General features: G+C 67.1%; 22 protein-coding genes and 1 tRNA gene. 7 read left to right on the top strand and 16 right to left on the bottom strand.

Annotated elements, in window-relative coordinates:
* Positions 1–327 precede the first annotated feature (327 nt).
* Positions 328–1,317 carry a sulfite exporter TauE/SafE family protein gene (locus NF4_RS14950; RefSeq protein WP_084533130.1) on the bottom strand — a complete coding sequence of 330 codons (990 nt, stop codon included), beginning with the start codon at positions 1,315–1,317 and terminating at the stop codon, positions 328–330.
* A 183-nt stretch (positions 1,318–1,500) separates the two neighbouring features.
* On the opposite strand from NF4_RS14950, the gene NF4_RS14945 reads away from it, so the two are divergent.
* The gene (locus tag NF4_RS14945; protein WP_063127935.1) at positions 1,501–2,538 is read left to right on the top strand and encodes an NADP-dependent oxidoreductase; all 1,038 of its coding nucleotides are present in this window, start codon (positions 1,501–1,503) and stop codon (positions 2,536–2,538) included.
* Between the two features lie 83 nt (positions 2,539–2,621).
* On the opposite strand, the gene NF4_RS14940 is transcribed toward NF4_RS14945, so the two are convergent.
* Positions 2,622–3,236 carry a DUF6069 family protein gene (locus NF4_RS14940; protein ID WP_063127934.1) on the bottom strand — a complete coding sequence of 205 codons (615 nt, stop codon included), beginning with the start codon at positions 3,234–3,236 and terminating at the stop codon, positions 2,622–2,624.
* A gap of 299 nt (positions 3,237–3,535) precedes the next feature.
* Here NF4_RS14940 and NF4_RS14935 point away from each other — a divergent pair, with 299 nt between their 5' ends.
* Complete coding sequence (locus NF4_RS14935; protein WP_232330471.1) at positions 3,536–3,868, top strand: type II toxin-antitoxin system RelE/ParE family toxin; 333 nt, start codon at positions 3,536–3,538, stop codon at positions 3,866–3,868.
* A complete protein-coding gene (locus tag NF4_RS14930; protein ID WP_063127933.1) occupies positions 3,865–4,206 on the top strand; it encodes a helix-turn-helix domain-containing protein in 342 nt (113 codons plus the stop codon). Before NF4_RS14935 ends, NF4_RS14930 begins: the two co-directional genes overlap by 4 nt.
* A 507-nt stretch (positions 4,207–4,713) precedes the next feature.
* Here the strand turns inward: NF4_RS14930 and NF4_RS14925 are convergent.
* The 10 genes from NF4_RS14925 to NF4_RS14880 form a co-directional block, all read right to left on the bottom strand.
* Entirely contained in the window at positions 4,714–5,010 is a 297-nt protein-coding gene (locus tag NF4_RS14925; RefSeq protein ID WP_063127932.1) for a hypothetical protein, read from the bottom strand.
* A 152-nt stretch (positions 5,011–5,162) separates the two neighbouring features.
* Positions 5,163–5,236 (bottom strand) — tRNA-Leu (locus NF4_RS14920).
* A 57-nt stretch (positions 5,237–5,293) separates the two neighbouring features.
* Positions 5,294–5,848 (bottom strand): hypothetical protein, encoded by a 555-nt coding sequence (locus NF4_RS14915; protein ID WP_063127931.1) that lies wholly within the window; start codon positions 5,846–5,848, stop codon positions 5,294–5,296.
* A gap of 5 nt (positions 5,849–5,853) precedes the next feature.
* Positions 5,854–7,332 (bottom strand): amino acid permease, encoded by a 1,479-nt coding sequence (locus tag NF4_RS14910; RefSeq protein WP_063127930.1) that lies wholly within the window; start codon positions 7,330–7,332, stop codon positions 5,854–5,856.
* Positions 7,333–7,371: 39 nt separating this feature from the next.
* The gene (locus tag NF4_RS14905; protein ID WP_063127929.1) at positions 7,372–8,826 is read right to left on the bottom strand and encodes a peptide MFS transporter; all 1,455 of its coding nucleotides are present in this window, start codon (positions 8,824–8,826) and stop codon (positions 7,372–7,374) included.
* A gap of 117 nt (positions 8,827–8,943) precedes the next feature.
* Complete coding sequence (locus NF4_RS14900) at positions 8,944–9,891, bottom strand: Ppx/GppA phosphatase family protein (protein ID WP_063127928.1); 948 nt, start codon at positions 9,889–9,891, stop codon at positions 8,944–8,946.
* Positions 9,884–10,417, bottom strand: a complete 534-nt coding sequence (locus tag NF4_RS14895; protein ID WP_063127927.1) for a DUF501 domain-containing protein — start codon at positions 10,415–10,417, stop codon at positions 9,884–9,886. The genes NF4_RS14900 and NF4_RS14895 overlap by 8 nt, the downstream gene beginning before the upstream one ends.
* Positions 10,414–11,001, bottom strand: coding sequence for an FtsB family cell division protein (locus NF4_RS14890; RefSeq protein WP_063127926.1), 588 nt, complete (start codon positions 10,999–11,001; stop codon positions 10,414–10,416). The genes NF4_RS14895 and NF4_RS14890 overlap by 4 nt, the downstream gene beginning before the upstream one ends.
* 5 nt (positions 11,002–11,006) lie before the next feature.
* On the bottom strand, positions 11,007–12,290 hold the full coding sequence (gene eno, locus NF4_RS14885) for a phosphopyruvate hydratase (protein WP_063127925.1): 1,284 nt from the start codon (positions 12,288–12,290) through the stop codon (positions 11,007–11,009).
* A gap of 130 nt (positions 12,291–12,420) precedes the next feature.
* Complete coding sequence (locus NF4_RS14880; RefSeq protein ID WP_232330478.1) at positions 12,421–13,155, bottom strand: lytic transglycosylase domain-containing protein; 735 nt, start codon at positions 13,153–13,155, stop codon at positions 12,421–12,423.
* 216 nt (positions 13,156–13,371) lie between these two features.
* Here NF4_RS14880 and NF4_RS14875 point away from each other — a divergent pair, with 216 nt between their 5' ends.
* From NF4_RS14875 to NF4_RS14860, 4 genes are all read left to right on the top strand, one after another.
* Positions 13,372–14,574 carry a DUF7373 family lipoprotein gene (locus NF4_RS14875; protein ID WP_063127924.1) on the top strand — a complete coding sequence of 401 codons (1,203 nt, stop codon included), beginning with the start codon at positions 13,372–13,374 and terminating at the stop codon, positions 14,572–14,574.
* Between the two features lie 57 nt (positions 14,575–14,631).
* Positions 14,632–15,807, top strand: coding sequence for a DUF7373 family lipoprotein (locus NF4_RS14870; RefSeq protein WP_157120328.1), 1,176 nt, complete (start codon positions 14,632–14,634; stop codon positions 15,805–15,807).
* A gap of 123 nt (positions 15,808–15,930) precedes the next feature.
* Positions 15,931–17,502: a serine/threonine-protein kinase gene (locus NF4_RS14865; RefSeq protein ID WP_063127922.1), complete on the top strand. Its 1,572-nt coding sequence runs from the start codon at positions 15,931–15,933 to the stop codon at positions 17,500–17,502.
* Between the two features lie 58 nt (positions 17,503–17,560).
* Positions 17,561–18,676, top strand: a complete 1,116-nt coding sequence (locus tag NF4_RS14860; RefSeq protein WP_063127921.1) for a DUF7373 family lipoprotein — start codon at positions 17,561–17,563, stop codon at positions 18,674–18,676.
* Positions 18,677–18,758: 82 nt separating this feature from the next.
* Here NF4_RS14860 and NF4_RS14855 read toward each other — a convergent pair whose 3' ends face one another.
* The 4 genes from NF4_RS14855 to eccCa form a co-directional block, all read right to left on the bottom strand.
* The gene (locus NF4_RS14855; protein WP_063127920.1) at positions 18,759–19,046 is read right to left on the bottom strand and encodes a WXG100 family type VII secretion target; all 288 of its coding nucleotides are present in this window, start codon (positions 19,044–19,046) and stop codon (positions 18,759–18,761) included.
* A 37-nt stretch (positions 19,047–19,083) separates the two neighbouring features.
* The gene (locus NF4_RS14850; RefSeq protein WP_157120326.1) at positions 19,084–19,419 is read right to left on the bottom strand and encodes a WXG100 family type VII secretion target; all 336 of its coding nucleotides are present in this window, start codon (positions 19,417–19,419) and stop codon (positions 19,084–19,086) included.
* A 132-nt stretch (positions 19,420–19,551) separates the two neighbouring features.
* Positions 19,552–21,003 carry a type VII secretion-associated protein gene (locus tag NF4_RS14845; RefSeq protein ID WP_157120324.1) on the bottom strand — a complete coding sequence of 484 codons (1,452 nt, stop codon included), beginning with the start codon at positions 21,001–21,003 and terminating at the stop codon, positions 19,552–19,554.
* Complete coding sequence (gene eccCa, locus NF4_RS14840) at positions 20,985–25,016, bottom strand: type VII secretion protein EccCa (RefSeq protein ID WP_063127917.1); 4,032 nt, start codon at positions 25,014–25,016, stop codon at positions 20,985–20,987. The genes NF4_RS14845 and eccCa overlap by 19 nt, the downstream gene beginning before the upstream one ends.
* Positions 25,017–25,112: the final 96 nt, after the last annotated feature.

The raw sequence follows: 25,112 nt of genomic DNA, 5'->3' as shown, positions 1-25,112 counted from the left end.
CATCACAGTCCTCCTCTGGCGAACAGACTCGATGACCGAATCACGGTGGCGTGCCGATATTTCCGTGCACCGACCGTTGTCCAGCCCTATTGGTGCGGTACTACCCGGCTGTTACGAAATCGAATCCCGGTCGCGAACCGCGCCCTCCACCTCGACCTGCGCAGGGCGTCCTCAACGGAGAATCGCCACCATCGGTGCGCACTGCCGTCACATGCCGGCCGCATAGAAGAGGCGCCCGGCTGCCCGGACGTATTGTCCGGGCAGCCGGGCGCTGTCCCCTCACCCTCCGGTCGTACCGCCCACCTGGGCGGACCGGGCGGTCCGCAACTACCTGACCGGCACCTGCGTCGCGTCCGCGGAACCTTCACCGGCGGCATCGGTGCCGACGGATCCTGCCACCGCGGGTTCGGCAGCGTCCGCGCCCGTGGTCTCGGCAGTGTCTCCGGCAGCCGGGGCCGTCCTCGACTTCCGCCACGCCAAGACGGTGAGCGTGACCGCCACCACAACGATCAATACGTAACCGATCGTGCGCGGCGCGCCCTCGATATCGAAGTGCTTGAACAGCGTGCGAGCGTTGGTGAGGACCAGCAGCCCGCCGACACCGGTGCCCAGCACACCCGGGGTGATCCGGCTGACCAGCCAGGCGGCGATCGGTGCGGCGATCACTCCGCCGAGCGCCAAACCGGCGATGATCAGCAGGTTGTCGAAGAAATCCGAGCCGAGCCCCAGCAGGAAGCCGACACTGGCCGAGGCCGAGACGATGAACTCCGAGGCACTCACCGAACCGATCACCGTGCGCGGCGCGGACCGTCCGGTGGTCAGCAGGGTGCTGGTGGTGACCGGCCCCCACCCGCCGCCACCGCTGGCGTCGATGAAACCGCCGAACAGGCCGAGCGGGGTCAGGAACTTCGTGGAGTGCGCGGTTTTCTCCGAGGTGGCGAATTCCACCGGCGGTCGCGACGAGAACCGGACGACCAGGAAGACACCGATCGCGAGCAGGATGCCGGCGGTGATCGGCGCGGCGGATTCGGTGGAGATCCGCGACAGGACGGTAGCTCCGAGGAAGGCGCCGATACCGCCGGGCACACCCAGCCGTAGTACGACCTTCCAGTCGATATTGCCGAACCGCCAGTGCGATGCCCCAGAGGCCAGGGTTGTGGCGACCTCGGCGAAGTGGACCGCCGCGCTCGCATGCGCGGCACCCGTGCCGCTGAGGACGAGCAGCGTCGTCGCGGTGACGCCGAAGGCCATCCCGAGCGTGCCGTCGACGATCTGCGCGCCGATACCCACAAGGGTGAAAACCAGTAACTTGATCATGACGGTGTGCTCCCCGAACCTGGACGGAGATCTGAGGGTACGACGCGCTCAGCCCGTTGACACGGGTTGCGATCACCGTGAACGCAATACTGCCGGCCTGCCCGAACGGCAGCCGGTACGGCGCCCCGGAGGGCGCGGAAATGAAGGCGACACCGGCGGCGTTCCTGGGGCACACTGGCCGCCGTGAGCGACCGCACCTTCCGTCAGATGGTCCTGCGCGAACGGCCGACCGCCGGGATCACCGCCGATACTTTTGCCGAAAAGGCTAGCGCCTTCCCGATATTGGAGAACGGCGAGGCCCTCGTGCGGGTGGAGTGGCTCGGTATCGACGCTACCCAGCGCACCTGGCTCAACCCCGCGACGACCTATACGACCCCGGTCGGCGTAGGCGAGGTGATGCGCGGCAGCGGGGTGGGGCGAGTGGTCGCCTCCCGTGATCCGGCGCTGCCGGAGGGACAGTGGGTCTACGGTGAGCTCGGCTGGCAGGAATACACCGTGGCCCGCGCCGGCGGGCTGTTCGGCGTGAATCCGGTGCCGCCGGGGATCGACCCCCGCCATATGCTCACCGTTTTCGGCGTGAGCGGGTTGACCGCCTATATCGGCATCACCCGCGTGCTGGAAGTGGCGGAATCCGATTCGGTGCTGGTCACCGGCGCGGCCGGCAGCGTCGGATCGCTGGCCGGACAGATCGCACGACTACTCGGGGCGCGGGTACTCGGCACCGCGGGTACGCCGGAGAAAGTGGACTGGGTGCGCGAGACCGCCCGTTTCGACGCCTGCCTGGACTATCGCGCCGACGACGTCCCCGCCGCACTCCGCGCCTTCGCCCCCGAGGGGTTGACCGCGGTCTTCGACAATATCGGCGGAAATCTACTGGAGAACGCGCTGGACCACCTCGCCCTGCACGCCCGGATCGCGCTCTGCGGATCGATCTCCTCCGGTTACACGGCGGCCGGCTACGGTGCCGCCCCCGCCAACTACATGCAGCTGGCCTTCCGCCGCGCCCGTATGGAGGGTTTCATCTTCTACGACCACCACGCCGATTTCCCGGCCGCCCTGGCCCGGCTCGCGGGCTGGGTCGCGGCGGGCGAGCTGGTCTGGACCGAGGACGTCGTCGACGGTCTCACCGCGGCACCGGCCGCCCTGCAGCGACTGTTCGACGGCGCCAACCTCGGCAAACAGCTCGTCCGGGTCCGGCCGGAAGACCACGGGACCGGCTGAAGCCACCGTCCGCAGCGCGCACCCGGGCCCCGGGCCGCCCCACGGCGCCCGGGACCCGGCGCGACGGCGCCGGACGGAAGACCTCAGTACTGCGACTGCGGGCGCCGGATGATCGCCCCGGACCCGACCCCGCCGAGCAGCGAAATGATGCACAACCCCGCGATCAGGTTGATCACGGCCGTGGCGATCTTGGCGTCCACCCCGGCGACCAGGGTGAACGGCACCAGCGTCGCCAGCGCGGTGACCAGTCCGGTGATCCAGTAGAAGAACTGCATCGGGCTGGGCATCAAAGCGAGCAGCAGGTTCAGCAGACCGGTCGCGGCGATCGCGGCGGCACCACCGGCCACGGCGTAGGAAGTGGTCGAGACCGTGCCATAGGCTCCCTCGCCCTCCGGTGAGAGGACCGCGATGTTCAGGATGCCGCGCACCAGCATGATCAGCACCACGATCACCAGCGCGACGACGATGGCCGTACCGACACCGCCCGCCCACAGCCGTCCGACATTGATCTTCGGTTCGTTCGACCGCGGCTCGGGCCGGTCCGATTCGTAGCCGTAATCGACCTGGTGGCCGTATTCCACCTGGTGGCCGTATTCCGGCGGCTGCTGCGCGCGGCCCTGCTGCTGGGAGTATGCCTGGGTGGGCGGGTAACCCTGGCGGGGGTCCTGGCGCCCGTAGTTGTACGGCGGTTCCGTCATACGGGGAAGGTACCCCTTATGGGCAAGCCGACCCACCCGAATCGGGCGCGCATGTCGGGCGAGGCACCGGCCGGGTTCATTCGCACCGGATCGATACCCACCGGGCCGGCGTTCGCTGAGCCCACGCCAGCATTGCCGAGGCCGCCGCCTTCGAAAACCCGGCGGAAAGGACAGGCTGCCGGTCGGACGGCGCCGAGTCTGCGACGCCCCGTGGCCAATATGTTGTCAACGACATACACTCACTGGTGTGGGTGGACTCTTCACCATCGAAATCGAGCCGGAAGTGCGGGACTGGTTGTATGGGCTACCTGCTAGGCACTTCCTCAAAAATCGACGAGTACGTCGGCCTCCTCGCTGACCGTGCCGAGACTCTCAGCGAGCCCTACGCGCGCTACTTGGGTGACGGCGTACGCGAGCTACGGCCGACGCTGGATGGCGCCGATATTCGCATCACCTACTGGCTGGCGCCTGGCCGACGCGCCATACTGCTGACCGTTTTCCGCAAGACCCGGATGCGAGAAGACGCCGAAGTCAAACGCGCGAAGCTCGCCCGCCAGATCTGTGAGGCAGAGCACGAACCTGCCCATGAGGAATTCGTTCGGACAGTAGAGAGAGGAGAACTGGACCTATGAACCACGCACGCTGGAAGACCCTCCAGGAACGCAAACTCAGCGAGGACTACACCGAACCCGAGAGTGTTTCCGAAGCCCGCCGCGAAATCCGACTCTCCATGGCGTTGGCCGAAGCCGTGTATATGCGCCGCACCGAACTCGGGCTCACACAAGCCGAACTCGCCGAGCGATCCGGGCTCACCCAGGCCAAGATCTCCCGTATCGAAGGCTCCGATACCGTGCCGACCCTCCCTCTTCTGGCCAAGCTGGCGGACGCCCTCGAGGCAACCCTGAACATCGCCCTCGATGCCGAGGCCACCCGCGTCGATTTCATCGGCCACCACACCGACGCGGCCTGACCGCAAGTCCTCGTCGAACACTCCAGGAGTCCGACCTGCCCTCTGCCGTACCGCTCAGTTGTCGACTGGAACGGGGTGGTTTTATGCGTCGATAGCCGCCTTGGCCGTCGACGGTTCCTGCATCACGAGTTCCCACGGTCGCCGAACTGATCACCGGAACTCACGTGTATCCGCCGCGAGCCGGCATCTTCGACCTGCTCGGAGATGAGTCATGATCTGGAGCCCGACGCCGGCTGTACTCGCGATTGCCGGAATCGCACTGTTCGTGATCGCACTGACCCTGCCAAGCCCTTAGGACTGATCACGACGCAGAGGTATGGGGCTGACGACCGGACCCCGAAGCGCTGCGCGGGGGCCTGTGCCCGCGATCCGGATACGCAGTCCTCGGCGGTCGTGCCCGACCTGCGGCGCAGGCAGTGTCCCAGCGCGACGCGAACCCACACTCGGCGGGTGTTGTCGCCGACGCCGTGAAGTCGCCCGTCGTCCGTCGGCCGATGTCGATGTTCGCTAGCGGCCAGGGTAGATATCACAGAAGTCCTGGGGCTGGAGGAGGCTGCCGTCGCGGGCGATGCGAGCCTGCTCCTGGGTGACGCACTCCTGATACTCCAACCGCCGATCCAGTTCGTACTCGTGGTTCGCACCGAAGATCGTGGCGAGGAGCAAAAGCAACCCCATGATCACGACATATACGCCGATGCCTACCCGCCGGATCGGCGCGGCGGCCGAGGTTGCCGCGTCCGTTGGGTGAGAGTGCGTGCCTCCGCCCACGGCATGATCGAAATCATCGAAGTCCTCTGTCCCCATGGATTCCCGTCCCGCTGCTTCGACTGTGCCGGACGTAATATGGCGGGCTCGACCTGGAAAGTCGTTAACAAAACCTTGTGAGGGCCGAAGCAGATGGCTTGTCCTCGGACACCCTGTCCCTAGGACATAGTGTCCGACCTGCGGCGCGGCAGTGCCCCCAGTGGGACTCGAACCCACACTTGGCGGATTTTAAGTCCGCTGCCTCTGCCAATTGGGCTATGGGGGCGTGCGGACCACACACTACCGACTCGTACACCCGTACCGGAATACCCGTGAGTGGGAGTCACACTGTGGGATCTGTCTGAATCGCCTGGCATGCCTCCACCAGCACGTCGGCTGCCAGCAAGCCCGACTCCTCCGCCGCCTCGCGCACTTCATCGGATAATTCGTAGTCCGTGGTCACCGCCAGCAACGCCAGCTGCAGGGCTTCGCCCAGCTGCCCGAGCCGGCGGGCGATCACCAGTTCGTCCATCTCGGTGCCCATGTTCTCCCAACCCACCGGCTGCACCCCGTCGATACGGTAGCGGCGCAGGGTGTCCTCCCCCAGGACCTTCATGAAATCCACCGCCGAGGCCATACAGCGGTTGTTGGCGACCCGGTACTCGGTGCGGTCGGCGATCTTCTCGATGAGGACCGCGACGATGGTCGCGGCGGTGAACATGCCGTCGCACACCCGGGCGGGCGCGGCAACGGGTGGGCCCGGTGGGGCGGTGGCCAGACCGGTGGTCACCGCGTCGATCCATTCGACCACCAGGTCCGTGCCGGACGCGTCGTCCCGGACCGGCAGGTGCACGGGCTGTATCTCCCGGCGCCGGAACCACCGCCACGATAGACCCATCGCGCTCACTCCTGTTCGGAAGCAGACCTACCGACCAGCGAATGCCGTCGGCCGTATGCGAAGTACATCACCAAACCGAGCAGCATCCAGACTACGAAACGCAGCCAGGTTTCGACCGAAAGATTCACCATCAACCACAGGCAGGACAGGACCGCCAGAATGGGCACATAGGGCACCAGCGGCACCTTGAAGCCGCGCGGCAGGTCGGGCCGGGTGCGGCGCAGGACAACCACCCCGATGGAGACCAGCAGGAAGGCGAACAGGGTGCCGATGTTCACCATCTCCTCGAGGGTTCCGAACTCCACGAAACCGGCCAGGATCGCGCACACCACACCGACGATCACGGTGATCCGCACCGGCGTGCCGCGATCCCCGGTCCGAGCGAGGCCCCGCGGGACCAGACCGTCGCGGGACATCGCGAACAGCACCCGGGTCTGGCCGAGCAGCATCACCATGACCACGGTCGTCAAACCGGCCAGTGCGCCGATGGAAATGATGTTCTTCGCCCAGGTCGCTCCGTTCAGCGCGAACGCGGTCGCCAACGTGGCGTCGTCGCCTGCCAGATCGGTGTAGGGGACCATGCCGGTGAGCACGATGGTGACCGCGACGTACAGGATGGTGACCACGAGCAGCGACCCGAGGATGCCGCGCGGCAGGTCGCGCTGCGGGTTCTTGGTCTCCTCGGCGGCGGTGGCGACCACATCGAAGCCGATGAACGCGAAGAACACGAGGCTGGCCGCGGCCAGCAGGCCGTACCAGCCGAAGGTGCTGTTACCGGCCCCGGTCGCCCAGGAGAACAGGGACTGCGTCAGACCCTGACCGTCCTCGCCCGGGACCGACTCCGGGATGAAAGGGGTCAGGTTGGCCGAGTCGAAGAAGCTCAGGCCGACCACGATCACCAGCAGGATCACACCGACCTTGATGGCCACGGCGATCATGGAGACACGCGAGGACAGCTTGGTCCCCAGTGCCAGCAGCGTGGTGAGCACGGCGATGAGCAGAACCGCGCCCCAGTCGAAGCTGACCCCGCCTATCTCCACCACGGCGGCGCCCCGGTCGAACACCTGGCCGAGATACTGTGACCAGCCCTTGGAGACCACCGCGGCCGCGAGCGCGAACTCCAGCAGCAGGTCCCAGCCGATGATCCAGGCCGCGAGTTCACCGAAGGTCGCATAGGAGAATGTGTAGGCACTGCCCGCGACGGGGACGGTGGAGGCGAACTCCGCGTAGCACAGCGCGGTGAGCCCGCAGGCGATCGCGGCGAAGACGAAGGCCAGCGATACCGCGGGCCCGGCGACATTACCGGCGGTGCGGGCGGTGAGGGTGAAGATACCGGCGCCGATGACGACCGCCACGCCGAAGATCGCCAGATCCCACGCGGTGAGGTCCTTGCGAAGCTTCTTCCCGGGTTCGTCGGTATCACGGATCGACTGCTCCACGCTCTTGGTGCGGAACAGCGAATTGCGGCTGATCGGCGTCGTCACTGCGGCCTCCTGGTGATTCCGGCGCGAGTACCGGGAACGCTAGTGCACTCCCGCCATATGACGGGTTATCCACGACGACAGTCCGGCAATCGCCGCGCCCGCCGCGATCGCCACCAGACCGGTGACCCCGAAGTAGGCGAACTCGTCGTCCGGCGAGTAGAACCGCGCCAGCACTCCCGACAATGTGGTCCCCAGCGCGATCGACAGGAAATAGAGCGCCATCATCTGCGCCCGGAAATGCTCGGGGGCGAGCTGGGTGCTGACCGCGAGGCCGATCGGGGAGATCAGCAGTTCCGAGACGGCGAACACCGCCATGATGCACAGCACGGCCAGCGCCGGCACCGAGCGGCCGGAGGTCCCGGCCAGTGGGACGAACAGCAGAAACGCCGTCCCCATCCCGACCACGCCGATCGCGAACTTGCGCGGGGTGGTCGGCGCCCGGTCCCCCAGCTTGGTCCACAGCGCCGCGAACAGCGGCGAGAGCGCGATAATCCACACCGGCTCCACCGAACCGATCCAGTTCGAGGGCGCAGTCCAGCCGAAGATGTTCCAGTTCATCCGTTCGTCGGAGTACACGGCGAGCACGGTGAAGATCTGCTGGAACAGGGCCCAGAACACCACGTTGGCCAGGAACAGCGGGACGAAGGCCCGCACCCGGGTGCGCTCCAGCGGGCTCACCCGGCGATGGGTGAGCAGGACGGCGAAGTACGCGGCGGCGGCGATGACGATGAGCGCGGTGGTGACATCGGGGAGGTTGTCCACGGTGACCAGTCCGGTCACCAGTACCAGCACGATCACCAGGATCGCCGCGACCACCACCGCGGCGAGCGGTCCGTAGGCGCGACGTGGCAGCGGATCGGCGGGCTCGCGTCCGGCGGTGCCGAGATTGCGACGGAACACCACGTACTGGATCAGTCCCAGCGCCATCCCGACCGCGGCCGCCCCGAAGCCGGCGTGGAAACCCCACTCCTCCTGGAGCAGCCCGGTGAGCAGCGGGCCGACGAAGGCACCGAGATTGATCCCCAGATAGAAGAGCGTGAACCCGCCGTCGACCCGCGGATCACCCTTCGGGTACAGGGTGCCCAGCAGTGCGGACGCGTTCGATTTCAACGCGCCACTGCCCAGCGCCACCAGCACCAGCCCCACACCCACCCCGGTGAGACCCGGGACCAGCGCCAGCGCGATATGCCCGGCCATCACCACGACGCCGCCGTAGAAGACCGTCCGCTCCATCCCGATCAGCCGGTCCGACACCCAGCCGCCGATGATCGTGGAGAGATAGACGAGACCGCCGTAGGCACCCACCAGGCCGACGGCGACATCCTGATCCATACCGAGACCACCGTCGGTGGCCGAGTAGTACAGGTAGTAACCGAGGATGGTGAGCATCCCGTAGAAGGAGAAACGCTCCCACAGTTCGACACCGAACAGGTTGACGAGTCCGACCGGGTGACCGAAAAAGGTGCGCTCGGCGACGTCTGGTACTTCGGACATGCTCAGACTGTCCCATGCACCCGGTCCGGCGCGTGGGATACCGGACCGAACCGATACCGCAGCTTCACGAACACCCCGGCCCCGGCCCCGATACCGAGGCGGGGTGCGGGTGGGCGGTCAGGCGATCGAGAGCGCGATCCCGTCCAGGATGTCGTGTTCGCTGACGACCAGTTCGGTGATCCCGGCCCGGCGCTGCAGTTCCGCCGCCAGCACCTCGGTGATCACCGCGCCGCCACCGATGACATCGACCCGGCCCGGATGCATGGGTCCGAGCGCGGCGCGCTCGTCGTGGTTCATCCCGATCAGACGATCGCAGACCGCGTTCAGATCCGGCAGCGCGATTCGCGCCAGATGTGTTTTGGTCGAATCGTATTCGGGCAGGTCCAGCGCGACGGCCGCGAGTGTGGTCATGGTGCCGGCCACCCCGACCCAGGTATGCGCGCCGTCCACCGGGACGTGGGTGAACGCCTCGGTGAGACGTTCGGTCGCGAACTCCCGGGCGGCGGCCACTTCGCCGGCCTCCGGCGGATTTCCGCGCAGGCATCGCTCGGTGACCCGGACGCAGCCGATATCGGCGGAGAACGCCGCCTGCACTCCGTCACCGTCCCCGACCACGAGTTCGGTGGATCCGCCGCCCAGGTCGACCACGACGAACGGCCCGTCCGCCGCCGCCAGTTCACCGACCGCGCCGGTGAACGACAGCCGCGCCTCCTCGTCGCCGGTGATCACCTCGGCGCTCGCGCCCGGCACCACCCGGCCGAGTTCGGCGCGGGTCATCGCGAAGAAGTCCTCCCGGTTCGACGCGTCGCGGGTGGCGGAGGTGGCGACCATCCGGACCCGGCTCACCCCGTGCTCCAGCATGAGCGTCACATAGTCGGCCAGCGCCACGCGAGTACGTTCGATCGCCTCCGGGTTCAGCCGCCCCGTCGCATCGACCCCTTTGCCGAGCCGCACGATCCGCATCTCCCGGTGCACATCGGTCAGGGTCGAATCCGCGCCGATATCGGCGATCAGCAGTCGGATCGAATTGGTGCCGCAGTCCACGGCAGCGACCCGGTCAGTCATCAGCGCCTCTTTCGTCTTCCGTCACTACGTATTCCGGCCAGTCCGCCGGAATCGCACTGCCGCGCAGTCCATTCGCCGCCGCCAGCGCCACCGCCTCGTCACCGAGCGGATTGACTCCGGGACCCTTGGCCAGCGCGTGCGCGATCAGCACATGCAGGCATTTCACCCGGTCCGGCATACCGCCCCCGCTGAAATCGGTGCCCAGCGATTCGATCTCGTCGCGTTCGGCCAGATAGCTCTCGTGCGCGGCACGATAGGCGGCGGCGAGTTCGGTGTCGCGGCCGAGCCGGTCGGTCATCCCCTTCATCACACCCGCGGACTCCAACCGGCTGGCCTCCGCGGTCAGCCGGGGGTCGGTGAGGTAGTAGAGGGTGGGGAACGGAGTGCCGTCGGGAAGTTTCGGCGCCGTCTTGACCACCGCGGGCAGCCCGTCGGGCGTCCGGTAGGCGATGGCCAGCACCCCGCGAGGTTCGCGGCCCAGCTGTTCGGCGACGATCTGCAGATCTCGGTCGTCGGGTGTACTCACCTGGGTCCTTCCGGCTGCGGCGCGGGTGTTGCGGTTTCGGGGGGCGGTTCGGAGATGCTCCGCCACAGATCCGTGTACCACGGGTCGGGTTCGTGCCGGGGCGCCTGCGGATCCGGGATCGCCGGCACTTCGATCCCCGGAACCTGCACGATATAGGGGGTTTCGCCAGGCATCACCAGACGCAACCGGTCACGCGCCTCGGAGCGGATATAGGCCGGGTCCTCCTGTTGGGCGCGGCGATCCTTCAGCCGGTCGATATCGTCCTCCAGCGTCCGGCGTTCGGCCGCGAGCTGATCGGCCTCGGCGCGCTGGGTGAAATAGGTGCGCATGGGCACGGCCAGCGTCATCGCCAGCGCGCACACCACCATCGCCAGAATGATCGCCTTACCGGCGGACAATCCCAGGATGGTCCGTTCCGACCAGTCCCGGGCGCCGTCCGCGCCGGCTCTGGTCCGGCGGGTGGTGCGCCGCACCCGCTCCGCGCCGCCGTGCACTTCGGCGGTGGGGCGGCGCGACGGCGCGCGCGACGTGCGGCGGTCGCCCCGTCCCGCGGGACTGGTACCGCGCGCACGCCGCTCCGACATCTACCTCAGTCCTCGAAGACGAAACGCGGGAAGGCCACGTCACCGGCGTAGCGAGCCGAATCGCCGAGCGCGTCCTCGATCCGCAGCAGCTGGTTGTACTTCGCCACCCGCTCGCTGCGCGCCGGAGCGCCGGTCTTGATCTGGCCGCTGCCCACCGCGACCGCGAGATCGGCGATGGTGGTGTCCTCGGTTTCACCCGACCGGTGCGACATCATGGTCTTGTACCCGTTGCGGTGCGCCAATTCGACGGCGTCCAGGGTTTCGGTGAGGGTGCCGATCTGGTTCACCTTCACCAGCAGCGCGTTGGCCGCGCCCTTGGCGATACCGTCCTCGAGGCGTTCCGGGTTGGTGACGAACAGGTCGTCGCCGACCAGCTGCACCTTGTCGCCGATCTCGTCGGTGAGCGCGACCCAGCCGTCCCAGTCGTCCTCCGACAGCGGATCCTCGATCGACACCAGCGGGTAGGCGGCCCGGAGTTCGGCGTAGAACGTGGCCATCTCCGCGGCCGAACGCGCGGAGCCCTCGAACTGGTAGGCACCGTCTTTGTAGAACTCGGTCGCCGCCACGTCCAGCGCCAGCGCCACATCCCGGCCCAGCTTCAGCCCGGTCTTACCGATCGCGACGCTGATCAGGTCCAGTGCCTCCTTGGTGCCGGCGACATCGGGCGCGAACCCGCCCTCGTCACCCAGGCCGGTGGCCAGGCCCTTCTCCTTCAGCACCGCCTTGAGCGCGTGGTAGACCTCCGCGCCCCAGCGCAGCGATTCCTTGAACGTCGGCGCGCCGATCGGCGCCACCATGAACTCCTGCACATCCACACCGGTATCGGCGTGCGCGCCGCCGTTGAGGATGTTCATCATGGGCACCGGCAGCACATGGGCGTTCGGTCCGCCGAGATAGCGGAACAGTTCCAGACCCGAGGACTCCGCGGCCGCCCGCGCAACCGCCAGGGAGACACCCAGCAGCGCGTTGGCGCCGAGGCGCGATTTGTCCGGGGTCCCATCGAGGTCGAGCAGCGCCTGGTCGACGGTGCGCTGTTCGACGGCGTCCAGGCCGATCACGGCCGGAGCGATCTCGTCGAGCACCCCCTCGACAGCTTTCTGCACGCCCTTGCCGTTGTAGCGATCCCCGCCGTCGCGGAGTTCCACGGCCTCGTGCTCGCCGGTGGAGGCACCGGAGGGCACCGCGGCGCGGGTCAGGGTGCCGTCGTCGAGGGCGATCTCGACCTCGACGGTGGGGTTACCGCGCGAATCCAGGATCTCGCGAGCTCCGACCTGTTCGATGATGGCCACGAAAACAACACTCCTTCGGCTGGTGGCACGGTAGTTATCGGGACGAGCCGTGCGATTGCGAGCCTAATAGGCCCGGTTGCGGCCAGTCCATCCGCCGCCCCGCAGCACCCGCCGCAGTTCCGGCGCCACCTCAGACGCGCCGGCCCACGCTGTAGGCCGCGGCCCGATCGCGAACCACTTCCATATAGCTCTCCGACCTGTTGTAGGTGAACAGCGCCCGGCTCCAGCCCTCGGCGGTGCCCAGGGCCCCGCCGCTCACGCACAGATACCTCGCCGCGGTCAGCGCCGCGTCATCGACACTGTGCGGATCGGCGACCCCGTCACCATTGGCGTCCACACCCCATCTGCGCCAGGTCTCCGGGATGAACTGCATCGGCCCGACCGCCCGATCGAACACCCGGTCCCCGTCGAGCACCCCCTCGTCGGTATCCCTGATCTCCGCGACCCCCGGCGCCCCGTCCAGCGGGATCCCGATGATCGACGGCTCCACCAGACCGTCGTCACGCACCCCGGCCCCGCGATGCCGGCCGTGATCGCTCTCCACACTCCCGATCCCCGCCAGCGTCGTCCAGCCGATCCCGCACTCCGGCCGCGCCCGCGCCATCACCGCCGCCGCGTACCCGTACGCCTCGAGTGCGGCCACCGGCATATCCAGCGCACCGGCGTGCCCGGCCGCCCACGCGTTCAGTTGCGCGGCGGTCCGGCCGGGGGCATCGATATCGATCACGGGTACCGGGACGCCGGGCCCGGGCGGGATCCCCTCGGGGATGGGCACCAGATCCTCGCCGGCCCCACACCCGGTCAGCATCAGGGCAACCAACGAAGCGGCGACGAGGCCGAACCTGCGGAAACGCACACCATCCATCATCCAGACGGACGAGTCCGCGAACCCCGTGACAGGGGTGGAACGGCACAGATCACAGTCTCCGCAGCAGCGGTCGCCCGGCTGTCCCGGCACCGGACGACCCCGGCCGCTGCCCTCGCTCCACTTCCGGTCGGCCCGATCGCTCAGTTGTAACCCGTTGAGCCGCCACACCGTGCAGTACGATTCCGCAGGATCACGATTCGTGAGGGGGCCGCGATGCACAGACCGGGGCGCTCTGCGCTGCGCCGAATCCGTACCGGCCTCGCCGCGATACTCCTGTCGGCGGGAGCTGTCGCCTGCGGATCGGTGGTGGATGGGCAGCCGATCCGACCCGCACCGGACCTGACCGGCCTCGACGTCGGGAACTATCCGTCCGAGCCGATCCACTACGGCACAGCGGAAGACGAGAAGGCCGCACGCTATCGAGAGGGCCAGCGGCTCGGCGATTTCGTGGCATTGCCCTTCGAAGCGGACCCGGCCTATGTCACCCCGATGCGGGGTATGGGCGGGCCGGTGGTGCTGGACCGGCGAGATATGCAGTCCCTGGTGATCAACGATACTTTCGACGATGTCGCCGCAGACCTGATCACCGGCTGGGTTCATACCTGGTCCACGGACGGTGACCCCGGCACCGCCGCGCAGATGAGTATCGCGGTGCTGATGTTCCCGGATGCGGCCGCCGCGGAGACCGTCGCCGATGGTCTCGAACACGACGATTTCACTTTCAACACCGACAACCGGCCCGTCACGCTCACCGGATATCCCCGTTCCAGAGCACATTGGCGTCCCGGCACCGCCTCGCTCGGCAGCTGGACCGCTCACGACCGCTATGTCGTCTATATCAAGTTCAACGACTTGTCCGGGCGAACCGATCTGGCCGGCATGGTCCAGCGCACCGAGGCACTACTCCGTGTGCAGCTGCCCCTGCTCGATCAGTTCGAGCCCACACCGGCAGAGCAGTCGACCGAGATACCACTGGACCCCGACGGGGTACTGGCCCTTGCCCTACCGAAGAACCAGCAGACGATGGCAGCGCTCGGTCCCCCAGGCGCTTTCCGGGGGCGTGGCGCCCTGTACGCACTCGGCGGGATAGACAGCCTGGACTTCCTCACCGAAGGGCAGGTCTCGGCCATCGCCCTCGCGGAATCGGTGGTGATGCGGAGCAGGACAGTGTCCGGGGCCGAAGCACTGTGGCAGCGGTTCCGGCCCGACACCGGGGGCGCCGGGAGCACCGAATCGATCGATTCGCCTGCCGGCATCACAGACGGGAAGGTCGAGTGTTTCAGCAGGAAGGCCGAGCAGCGGCCGTCGACTTTCTGCCTGTTGCAGACCGGCAAGTTCTTCGCTCTGGTGGAAGGCGCGCAGATCCAGGATCTGCACCAGAAGACCGCGGCCCAGTACGCGCTGCTCGCAGGATGAGAGGGACGGATGGTCACCGGCGCCGGTCGTAGCCATGCAAGGGTTCTGAGATATGTGGTGACGGCGCTCGTGTCGGCCGTGGCCGTGGTGACCACGGCGTGCGCGCAGACCGTACCGGGTCACGCCGGGCCCGGGGTGGCGCCGGTCGCCACCACCGAGCTGGACCACGGCCTGTTCCCCACCGAGCCGTCGACCTTCGAGATGGAGATCAGTACCTCCGCCGATATCTACTCCCTCGAATCGCGTCGAATGCTCGGATACCTGGTTTCGCCCTACCGGGTGGATCCGGAATTCCGGTATCTCCAGGACACCGAACTGATCGCCGCGGGCACATCTCCGACGCCGAACCTGCTGCCCGCCGAGTTCGAGCCGATTGCCGAGAAGAACTTCTTCGTGTCCGGAGTCGTGACCGCGCGCGCGAACAACAACCCCCGAACCGAAAAGCGCCTCGCCCTTGCCGTTCTGAGGTTCGGAAACGACGACTACGCCCGGACTGCCGCGACCGAGTACAACACGGCGATGGACGTGCTGACTCCCGGACGCCAGCGAATCGATCTCACCGGCTACAGCGAGGCCCTCGCCGCGCTCGGGCCCAGCCGTGACCGGGCAACGCTCTTCGCGGCCACAGGCCCATTCGTAGTGGTCGCCGCCATGTCGGCGCCCCCGAGTGAAGCCGAACTGGTGGGTGAGTGGTTCACAAAGCTGCTCGACCTGCAATTCGACGCATTGAAGGGCCTGACGCCCACACCACCCGACGATATGCTCGACCTGCCCACGGACCCGGACGGCATCATGAGCATGACGCTGCCCAGCGAGTTCCAGGGAAGTGCCGCCTTCAGCGATCTACTCGGCGCCTACAGCCCCTCGGCATACCTGCACATGGAGCCCGACGCCGAGGCGATCCACGACTACGAGGCCTTCGGCGTGGACCTCGTCGCTCGCAACAACGCGACCGTCTACCGGACCGCGGGGCTGTCCCAGGCCTTCGCATTGCAGACCGCGCTCACCCGGCCCGGCAGATATGACGAGCAGATCGACGGACCACCCGGTCTCGGCGACGCCCGCTGTGTGCGGCGCGACTACTACACCGCACTGTTCCAGACGTTCTTCTGTGTGGTCGTCTACGACCGCTACGTGGCGTTGGTCGATGACACCGGCCTCGGCAACCTGCCCTCCCCGGAACTGCACCAGGGCCTCGCCGCCCAGTACGCCATTCTCGCGAACAGTCGCTGACCACCATGGGCGAGAGCGCTGTGGCCACAGTGCCGAGGATCGCGACGTAGGGCAGGATCAATTCGACCGCACCGGAGCAACGATCGCTCACCACGGGCCGGTCGGGGCAAGAGGAGGAAACGAATGGCGTTGCCGCCCGGTGCCGTTGTCGGGGGCTACCGCATAGTGGGAGTTCTGGGTAGTGGCGGGATGGGGTCGGTGTATTTGGGCCAGCACCCCACCCTGCCGCGCCGGGACGCGATCAAGATACTCAGCGAGGACCTCTCGGGCGACCCGGAATTCCGCGCACGGTTCGAGCGCGAGGGGAGCCTCGCCGCCGGCCTGGACCATCCCAATATCGTCACGGTGTACAACCGCGGCGAGGAGGACGGCCGGCTGTGGATCGCGATGAAATACGTGCCGGGTACCGATGCCTCCGAGGAGGCGGGCAAGGGCCCGGGTGTCATGACGCCGCCGCGCGCCCTGCACATCATCTCCGAGGTCGCGAAGGGATTGGACTACGCCCACCGGCGCCGGCTGCTGCACCGGGACATCAAACCGGCCAACTTCCTGCTGTCCGACTCCCCGGACGACGACCACGAGCGGGTGCTGCTCACCGATTTCGGTGTCGCGAAATCCGCCGAGGACGGCCAGGACCTGACGGCGACCGGAAAGTTCATGGCCACCGTGGCATACGCCTCACCGGAACAGTTGCTCGGCCGGCAGCTCGACCACCGCTCCGATATCTACAGCCTGGGATGCTCGTTCTTCCGGCTCCTGACCGGGCAGAACCCGTACCCGTCCACCGTGCCGGCCGTTGTGATGATGGGACACGTCAACGAACCACCGCCGAGAATTTCCGCCGTGCGTGGCGACCTCCCGCCCGCACTCGATCAGGTATTCGCCCGGGTACTGGCGAAGAATCCGCAGTACCGCTACCCGACCTGCCGCGAGTTCGTCGCCGACGCGGAAGCCGCCATGCGCGGGCCGGACTCGTACCGCGCCCCCGGCCCGGGCCATGAGTTCGCTTCACCGGGCGGGCCGGGTTCGGGACCGTTGTACACCGGCGGATATGTCTCTGTCACGAATACACCACCCCGGCCCGGGCAGGAGGAGATAACCACGCAGCCGCGCACCGGTTATGCCGCCACCGGCGCCCGGCCGGATCCTGGTAAGCGGGGACGACGCCGGGTCATCCTTTCCGCCGCGGTAGCCGTCGTCGCGATACTCGCGATCGTCGCCGGCGTCTATGCCGTCTCCAGCGGTGGATCGGGATCTTCGGCGGGTCCCGACCTGGCCGCGGTCCGATCGGACCATCCGGAATTCGCCGGCAAGACGGTTGCTGCGTTCAACTACGGGAATTCGATGTTCTCCGCGGTATTGGACGGCTCGCCGCAGGCCGACTTCCTCCGCGATATCGGCTTCCGGTACAGCGACGAGTACATACCGCTCCGCAACGAGACCTCGCCCCGGGACCTGGCGCCGACGAGCTTCTCCCTGCCGAAGACCCTGGATGTCATCGTCGTGACCCGGTCCGACAGTGTCGCCGGAAACGGCGGCCTCGGGGGCTTACCGAATCAGTTCCTGAACTCTTCGGCGAAAATCGTTGTAGTCGACGATATAAACACGGTGCAGGCATTCCAGGTGTGGACCGGCCAGTCCGCGGCCACGCTGGTCGACGAATTGGTTCCATCCATTGCGGCCGTGGTGGACTGACGAAAAGGGGGATCCTGCGGTGCCGACTTCGAAGCGCCTCTCGAATGCGGTGTGCACAATGGCGGCGATCATTGTCGCCGCCGGCTGCGGACACGACACGGGAAACCGCGCCGCCGTGGACACTTCCGCACTACAGCCCGGCAACTACCGGACGTTACCGCGCACGGCAGCGGAGGTGCGGACACCCGAAAACGTCGATATCCAAGAGGCATTGCGCCTCGCGGAGTTCGTTCCCTTGATCATGGACACCGACCCCCGGCTGGTCTTCGGCCGGGTCCGATACCAGCGCAAGATGTACACCCAGCTCGACCCCCCTGAGCTGACCGACAATTTCTCCGTGGAGGTACCCGGTTTCCGGGTCGGATGGGAAACCTCCGGGCAGCGGCGCGCGGAGCAGACACTGGGCCGGGCCGTCGAACTCACGGTGCTCCGGTTCGCCGAGCCCGCACAGGCGGCCCACGCCGCGAAGTATCTGTCCGACCGGGCGTTGACCGGCCGCTATCCACCGGTGGCCACGATCGCGATACCCGGCTATGCCGAAGCATTCGGCCAGGTGGGCCAGCACGACTCGGTATCGACCTGGGCCGCACACGGCGAATACCTCGTGAAGACTTTTATCGGGCCCGGCGTGGATATACCGCCCGATCACACCGTACTCGCCGAGCTGACCCGGGCGGTGCTGGACAGGCAATTCGAGCGGCTACGGGAATACCGTCCGACCTCTCCCGAAAAACTGCCGGAGCTGCCCGTGGATACCGACGAAATCCTTCGTCACGCATTGCCCGCCGAAGAAGGGGAAAGCGAGGCGGTGATGAGCCCGGCGGTCGCCTTGCATTTCTCGGAACGCCCCGACCTGACGAAACGGGCGATCGAAGACGCACAGGTCGACCTGGTGATGCGGGGAGAAACCGAGATCTATCGCGCCAGCGATGCGGCGGCAGCCGAGCGATTCGCGGCCTACCTGGACTCCCGGCTCGACCCGGCGTACGAAATAATCGACACGCCGCCGGGCATGCCCGGCGCCCACTGCACCGAGAATCCGGAAGAAACGGGCTCATTCCGATGTGTTTTCACGAACGGCCGATACACCGTTCTCGTCGACGGAGCCGATCAGATCCAAGAGTTACATCAGAAGACCGCGGCGCAGTACCTACTGCTGGATGATCTGACCTGAGACAAAAGAAAACGATTGTGCCTCGAGAATCGCTCTCGGGGCACAATCGTTGTTTCGAGCTGCATCCGGTCGGCCTATCGAATCAGGCCCAGCGCGACGCATTCAGTTTATCGGTGGTCGTCATATCGATGGCACCGTCTTCGACGATCTTGGCAAGACGCTCCATGATGTCGAGCAGGCCGTTGTGCGCCTCGTCCCACCGGGCCTGCTTGAGGCGGTAGGCCTCCTGCGCACCGGATTCCCATTCGGCGGCCAGCGCGTTGACGTAGCCCTGAAGCTCGTCGTGGGTTTCGGTCAACCGGCCCTTCGATGTACGAAGGTCGCCGGTCATCGCCATCAACTGGGCTTCCGAATACTTCATCTGCGACATAGCAATAACTCCTAAGACTCTCGTGAACCGGCGGCGTTCAGATCTTCAGGCTGGAGCCGAGTTCGGCCGAGGCACCGAGCGAATTCAAGCGATCCTGGTTCGCCTGTTCGGTGGCCGTGTACCCCTTGCCGTTTTCACGGATCAGGGTCCCGATCTCCGCGAGGACGTCGTGCAGCTTGCGGGACTGCGAATCGTAATCGTCCATGACCTTGCGGAAGGTGGCGGCAGCAGAACCTTCCCAGTTCCCCGCCGAACCGGCAACAATGTTACGGACGTTACCGAGTTCGGTCTGCAGCTGCGAATTCACGTTCTCGACGTGCTTGGCAGCTGTCTCCATTGCCGCTACGTCGGTAGTGACGTTGGGGTTCGCCACGGTATCTCCTTACTCGAGTTCGGATCCGGACCCCCTGCGTCCGCAAACGGTCCGAACTTGCCTTCATGATGATTGGACGCGATCCCCGCCCAATCGGTTCCGTAGGATTCCGGAAAATATCGCGGCCGGAGGTCATCGGCTGACATCCAGCGAGTTCGCGAGGTCTTCACAGATAGGTGTGATCGAGTCCTGCCCCCCTGTCCGATACTGGCACCCGATACTGATCTGGATGCTGTGCTCGACGATAACATGCCAGTCAACGGTCGATCCGTCCTCTGGATGCTCGGAATAGGCCAGGCCGGGGCGGCCCGCGAAGACCACGTCGCGGCGGATCGCGGACACCGAACCCGCTGGGCGGCGGGCGATCTGCGCCTCCAGGTCGGCGGCGATCCGTTCATAGCCGACATCGGATGTCACGGGCTGCTGGGTCACGATGATGCGTGCCCGCAAGCCGGTCTCGGGCACCAGTTCCAGACGCTCGGAACCAGCGGGCGAGTCCTTGATCCGCCAGCCGTCCGGGATCGTGAGCCGGAGAGCACCGAAGGTCACCGGGCCCGGAGCGGGTGCGGTGTCGGTGTCCCCGCCGTCGGGGCCCGGGGTGGTGGACGGCGCGGCGGCCACGGCATCGGAGCCGCCGCCGGAAATCCGGGCGATTCCGATACCGGCCGCTACCAGGACGGCAACGACGAGTACGGCCGCGGCCGCGAGATAGAGCGGGGTCCGGGAGCGCGGTGGCCGGGTCGCGGCGGCCCGTTCCCGCAGGGGCTGTAGCCATTCGGTCTCGGCGGCGGCCGGGGGCAGGGCGGGGCGGTGGCCGCCGGGATCGGTCCGCGGCACCCGCACCAGGTCCGTACCCGCCACCACCACCAATTCGGCGTTCCCGCAGCGGTCGGCGACCACCGAACCGATCCGCTCCAGGAAGCCGGCATCGGTGCGGCCCACCACGAGCACCGAACTCACCTGGCCGCCGTGCAGCAGCCGTTCGAGCAACGCGTCGAAACCGGCGCGGCCGTCGTCGCCCGCCGCGATCTCGGCAGCGGCCAGTACCGGCTCGTGTTCGCAGTATTCGAGCCGCGGACCGCCCTCCGCCGGAACCACCGTGGACGCGGTGGTCGACAGCGGTCCGAATTCGAGGACCACGGTGCGCACATCGCGTAGCCGCCGCCCGGCGGCGACCGCCCGGACAGCGATCGTCTCCAGCGTCACGTGACCGCTGTGGCGGCGGGCCGCGGATTCCAGAACGGTCAGCCGATGCGGGTCCCATTCGGTCGGGTGCACGACGATGAGCCGCTCACACGGTGTCGGTATACGCAGCTGGGCGAGCGTATGACCGAACACCGCGCTCAATGCTTCCTCGGGCGTCGGCATACCCGGGTCGTAGGCGATGCGGTCGGCGGTGACCAACTGCACCGGCGACACCGCGATGGAGGGCGGGGCCAGCGGTTCGCCCACCACCAGACTGCGGCCGTCACCGGTGGGCACGACCGAAGGGGTCAGATCGGTATGGGTGTTCGCGCTCCACGCCCACAGCCGTGTCTCGGTCAGCGCGATCTCGGCCACCGGCATTACTGCGTCGGCATCCACGATGTCTGGATGAGGTCGTTACCCGAACGCCCGACCAGGGTGCCACGGCCCGGCGGCATGGCACTGGGCCGCACGTTCCCGAGCAGGCCGCCCTCTTCCCGGCTGCCGCTCATGATCAGACCCGGCGTGGCCAAATCGCGCATCCGGGAGATCACCGGCTCGTACAGCGCCCGGCCCGCGCCGCCGGAGCGACGCGCGATGATCAGATGCAGGCCGATGTCCTTGGCGTGCGCGAGGTAATCGACGATCTGCGCGAGCGGGTTGCCACTGGATCCGCTGGAGACCAGGTCGTAGTCGTCGACGATCACGAACAGATCCGGTCCGGTCCACCAGGAGCGGTCGCGCAGCTCCTGCGGGGTGACGTTCGGGCCGGGCATCCGGGTCCGCAACAGGGCGGCGAGGTCACGCATATTCGTGGTCAGGCCCTCGGCGCCGGTCGCGTAGGCCGCCAGGCGTTCCTGGTCGAAGTAGCCGAGCATGGTGCGCCGGAAATCGACCAGGATGAGCGCCGCCTTGTCGCGCGCATTGGATTCGACGATGCCGCTGACGATATTGCGCAGCAGCGTCGACTTCCCGCATTCGGTATCGCCGAAGATCAGGAAGTGCGGGTTGTCGTCGAAATTGAGGAAAACGGGCGCGAGTTCGGATTCGTTGATACCGATGGGAATCGCGACATTGCGCCGGTCCGCCGGGCCCTGCCAGGGTCCGATCGCCCGGACGAACTGTTCCCGGTCGAGTTGTTCGGGCAGCATCCGGACCTGCGGTGCGGGGCGTCCGGGAGTCGCCTGCTGGAGTCGCGCGACCGCATCGGCGACGCCGCGACCGAGATCCTCGGCCTCGGAGGATCCGTCCACCCGGGGCAGCGCGGTGAGCATGTGCAGGCTTTCGGGGGTCATACCGCGACCCGGCCGACCCTGCGGAACCAGCGCCGCGACCTTGCGGCCGAACTCGGAATCTGCCGGATCGCCGAGGCGCAGTTCCAGCCGGGTACCGATCTGGTCCTTGAGCTGCGGCCGGGCCTCCATCCAGCGCGAGAGCGCGATCACGACGTGCACACCGTAGGACAGGCCCTGGACCGCGAGGTTCATGATCGCCTGTTCCAGCGGCTCGAAATCCTGGCGGATCGAGCCGAAACCATCGATCACCAGGAAGACGTCGCCGAAGGGATCCTCGTGCGCGCCGGTAGCGGCCTGGCTGCTCGCCGGGTCGCCGGCGCGCAGGCGGCGGAACTCCGACATCGACTCGATGCCGAGCTGGCGGAAGCGCAGTTCACGGGTGCGCACGATGGTGGTCATCTCGGCGACGGTGCGGCGGACCTTGTCGTGGTCCAACCGGCCGGCCACCGAACCGACATGCGGCAGGCCCTCGAGACTGGCGAGGGTGCCACCGCCGAAGTCCAGGCAGTAGAACTGCACCTGTTCGGCGGTATGGGTCAGCGACATCGCCATGATCAGTGTGCGCAGCATGGTCGATTTACCCGACTGCGGGCCACCGACCACGGCCACATTGCCGCGAGCGCCGGACAGATCCACCACCAGGGGATCGCGCCGCTGGTCGTAGGGGCGGTCGACGATACCGATCGGTGCGCGCAGACCGGCCTGCGCGCTGTACTCGCCGGTGAGAATCGAGCGCGGAACGAGCTCGTCCAGCGACGGGGCGGCGTCCAGCGGCGGCAACCAGATCTCGTGGGCGGGACGGCCGTGGCCGCGGATCCGGGCCACCAGCATGCCGATATTGGAGATCTGTTCGCCGTCCTCGACCAGCGGCTCCGGATCGTCGAGCGGTTCGGGGGCCAGCGGTACCCTGTCCACCGCGCGGAATTCGACATGTTTGGCCAGGAACGGCCGGGCGGTGATATCGATTTCGCCGGCCCGCGTCGCCACCGCGATATCGCGCTGCGGCCCGCCACCCACATACGGGCCGGAGACGTAGGAAGCCTGGAATCGCTGGATCTCGCCCGAATCCGATTTCAGGTAGCCACCGCCGGGATTGTTCGGGAGGTTGTAGGCGTCCGGAACGCCGAGTACCTGGCGTGATTCGTTGGCGGAGAAGGTCTTCAGGCCGATGCGGTAGGACAGATGCGATTCCAGGCCCTTGAGCTTGCCCTCCTCCAACCGCTGCGAGGCGAGCAGCAGATGGACGTGCAGCGAGCGGCCCAGGCGGCCGATCATCACGAACAGCTCCGCGAAATCGGGGTGCTGGGTGAGCAGTTCGGAGAACTCGTCGAGCACCACGAACAGCGCGGGCAGCGGATCGAGATCGGCACCGGCGGCCCGGGCCTTCTCGTATTCGGAGACGTTCGCGAAGTTACCGGCCTGGCGCAGCACTTCCTGGCGGCGGTTCATCTCGCCGGCCAGGGCATCGCGCATACGGTCGACGAGGTCGGCTTCCTCTTCCAGGTTGGTGATGACGGCCGCAACGTGCGGAACACCGTCGAGGCCGAGGAAGGTCGCGCCACCCTTGAAGTCGACAAGGACCAGGTTCAGCTGGTCCGGCGAATGGGTGGCGAGCAGACTGAGCACCAGGGTGCGCAGGAATTCGGATTTACCGGAACCGGTGGCGCCGATGCACAGACCGTGCGGACCCATCCCGGATTCGGCGGCTTCCTTGATATCCAGGACGACGGGCAGCCCGTCGGCGCCGACACCGAACGGCACCCGCAACCGCTCCCGGCCGTAGCGGGGCCGCCACGCGCTCTCGGGATTGAAGGAACCGATATCGCCCAGACCCATCAGTTGCGCCCAGGTGTTGATGGTCTCCCCTTCGGTGACCTCGACATCACTGCTGCGCTGGGTGGCCGCGCGGTACGGGGCGAGGCGGCGGGCCACCTGCTGGGCCTGTTCCCGGCTGATCCGGTCGATGACTGCGAAACGCTCCTGGTTACCGGTGGCGCCGCGGCCCAGGCATTCACCGTTGCGGATGGTCAGGCCGATTCCGCGCGATACCGCCAGGCGCGGTGCGTATCCGCACAGGTCGATGACGGTGACGCCCTCGTAACCGGATTCGCGCAGCTGGTCCTCTTCGGCTTCGAGCAGACCGCCGTCCACCACGATCACCACATGCACCATGGCGGAATTGGTGGGCTGGTTACGGGAGTAGCGGACCCGGTTGCCGAGGATCGGGGCGAGGCCGGTCATCATCTCGCGGATCGAACCGAAGAACATGCGCTGGGTGCCGACGCCGTCCTGGGCGTCCGGATGCTGGGTGTGCGGCAGCCATTTGGTCCATTCCCATTCCGCACTGGTGTCGGGACCGCAGACGATCGCGGTGAGTACCTGGTCCGGGCCGTGGAACATGGCCAGCTGGACCAGCATCGCGCGCACCATGTCCCGGGCCTGGGCCCGGTCGCCGTCGAGGGCGATGGTGGCGAAACCCTTCACCGCGATGGCGGTGGGCAGATCGGGCACCGTGGAATGCGCGCGGACGAAGCGGCGCAGCGAGACCGCGGCGATCGGTTCGAGCTCCTCCACCGGCCCGGTTTCCGGGGCGACCAGACGGGTGGCCAGACGCTGCCCGCCGATGCCGATGCGGACATGGCAGAAGTCCTTGTCGCTGGGCCGGCGCTCCCACATCCGGGAGGTGCCCGCGAGCATCCAGACCAGTCCCGGCTCCGGATGACTCCACTCCACCGCGGCCCGCTGCTCGGCCGCGGTGACACCGACATCCTTACGAACCTGGTCGAGGTAGCGCAGGTAGTCCTTGCGGTCCTCGTTGGCCTCGGCCGCCTTGGCACCCTTACCGTTGCCCTGGCCGGCGAACATCCCGACCATCGAGACCATCATCATCATCGGGAACATCAACGACATCGGATTCGACGCGATACCACCACCCTGGGTGAACATCAGCGCCATCATCCCGACCATGCCGATGATCATCACGACCGGCATGAGCTTGCCCAGCAGATTTCCCGGTGTCACCCGGGGGATCTCAGGGGGCGGTTGCAGGGTGACCTCGCCGCCCGGTGTCCGTGGAACCTCCCGGCGCGCACGCCGCTGAAAACGGACAGTGGTCATCGAACGAGATCCCCCTTGTGGCCATGCGATGTTCGGGCTCAGTGTAGAGGCAAGCACGAACATGTCGTACAGTTCGACCTGCATTCTGCTGGCCGG

Origin of the sequence: Nocardia fusca NBRC 14340 (assembly GCF_001618425.1) — a bacterium.
Lineage (GTDB): Bacteria > Actinomycetota > Actinomycetes > Mycobacteriales > Mycobacteriaceae > Nocardia > Nocardia fusca.
This window is presented reverse-complemented; position numbering and strand designations above follow the sequence as displayed.

Coding starts and splice junctions, on each gene's coding strand:
- NF4_RS14865 (WP_063127922.1), top strand. CDS start 15,931: ATGGCGTTGCCGCCCGGTGCCGTTGTCGGGGGCTACCGCATAGTGGGA.
- NF4_RS14935 (WP_232330471.1), top strand. CDS start 3,536: ATGGGCTACCTGCTAGGCACTTCCTCAAAAATCGACGAGTACGTCGGC.
- NF4_RS14890 (WP_063127926.1), bottom strand. CDS start 11,001: ATGTCGGAGCGGCGTGCGCGCGGTACCAGTCCCGCGGGACGGGGCGAC.
- NF4_RS14905 (WP_063127929.1), bottom strand. CDS start 8,826: ATGTCCGAAGTACCAGACGTCGCCGAGCGCACCTTTTTCGGTCACCCG.
- NF4_RS14915 (WP_063127931.1), bottom strand. CDS start 5,848: ATGGGTCTATCGTGGCGGTGGTTCCGGCGCCGGGAGATACAGCCCGTG.
- NF4_RS14880 (WP_232330478.1), bottom strand. CDS start 13,155: ATGGATGGTGTGCGTTTCCGCAGGTTCGGCCTCGTCGCCGCTTCGTTG.
- NF4_RS14925 (WP_063127932.1), bottom strand. CDS start 5,010: ATGGGGACAGAGGACTTCGATGATTTCGATCATGCCGTGGGCGGAGGC.
- NF4_RS14855 (WP_063127920.1), bottom strand. CDS start 19,046: ATGTCGCAGATGAAGTATTCGGAAGCCCAGTTGATGGCGATGACCGGC.
- NF4_RS14930 (WP_063127933.1), top strand. CDS start 3,865: ATGAACCACGCACGCTGGAAGACCCTCCAGGAACGCAAACTCAGCGAG.
- NF4_RS14950 (WP_084533130.1), bottom strand. CDS start 1,317: ATGATCAAGTTACTGGTTTTCACCCTTGTGGGTATCGGCGCGCAGATC.
- NF4_RS14860 (WP_063127921.1), top strand. CDS start 17,561: ATGGCGGCGATCATTGTCGCCGCCGGCTGCGGACACGACACGGGAAAC.
- NF4_RS14900 (WP_063127928.1), bottom strand. CDS start 9,891: ATGACTGACCGGGTCGCTGCCGTGGACTGCGGCACCAATTCGATCCGA.
- NF4_RS14875 (WP_063127924.1), top strand. CDS start 13,372: ATGCACAGACCGGGGCGCTCTGCGCTGCGCCGAATCCGTACCGGCCTC.
- eccCa (WP_063127917.1), bottom strand. CDS start 25,016: ATGACCACTGTCCGTTTTCAGCGGCGTGCGCGCCGGGAGGTTCCACGG.
- NF4_RS14940 (WP_063127934.1), bottom strand. CDS start 3,236: ATGACGGAACCGCCGTACAACTACGGGCGCCAGGACCCCCGCCAGGGT.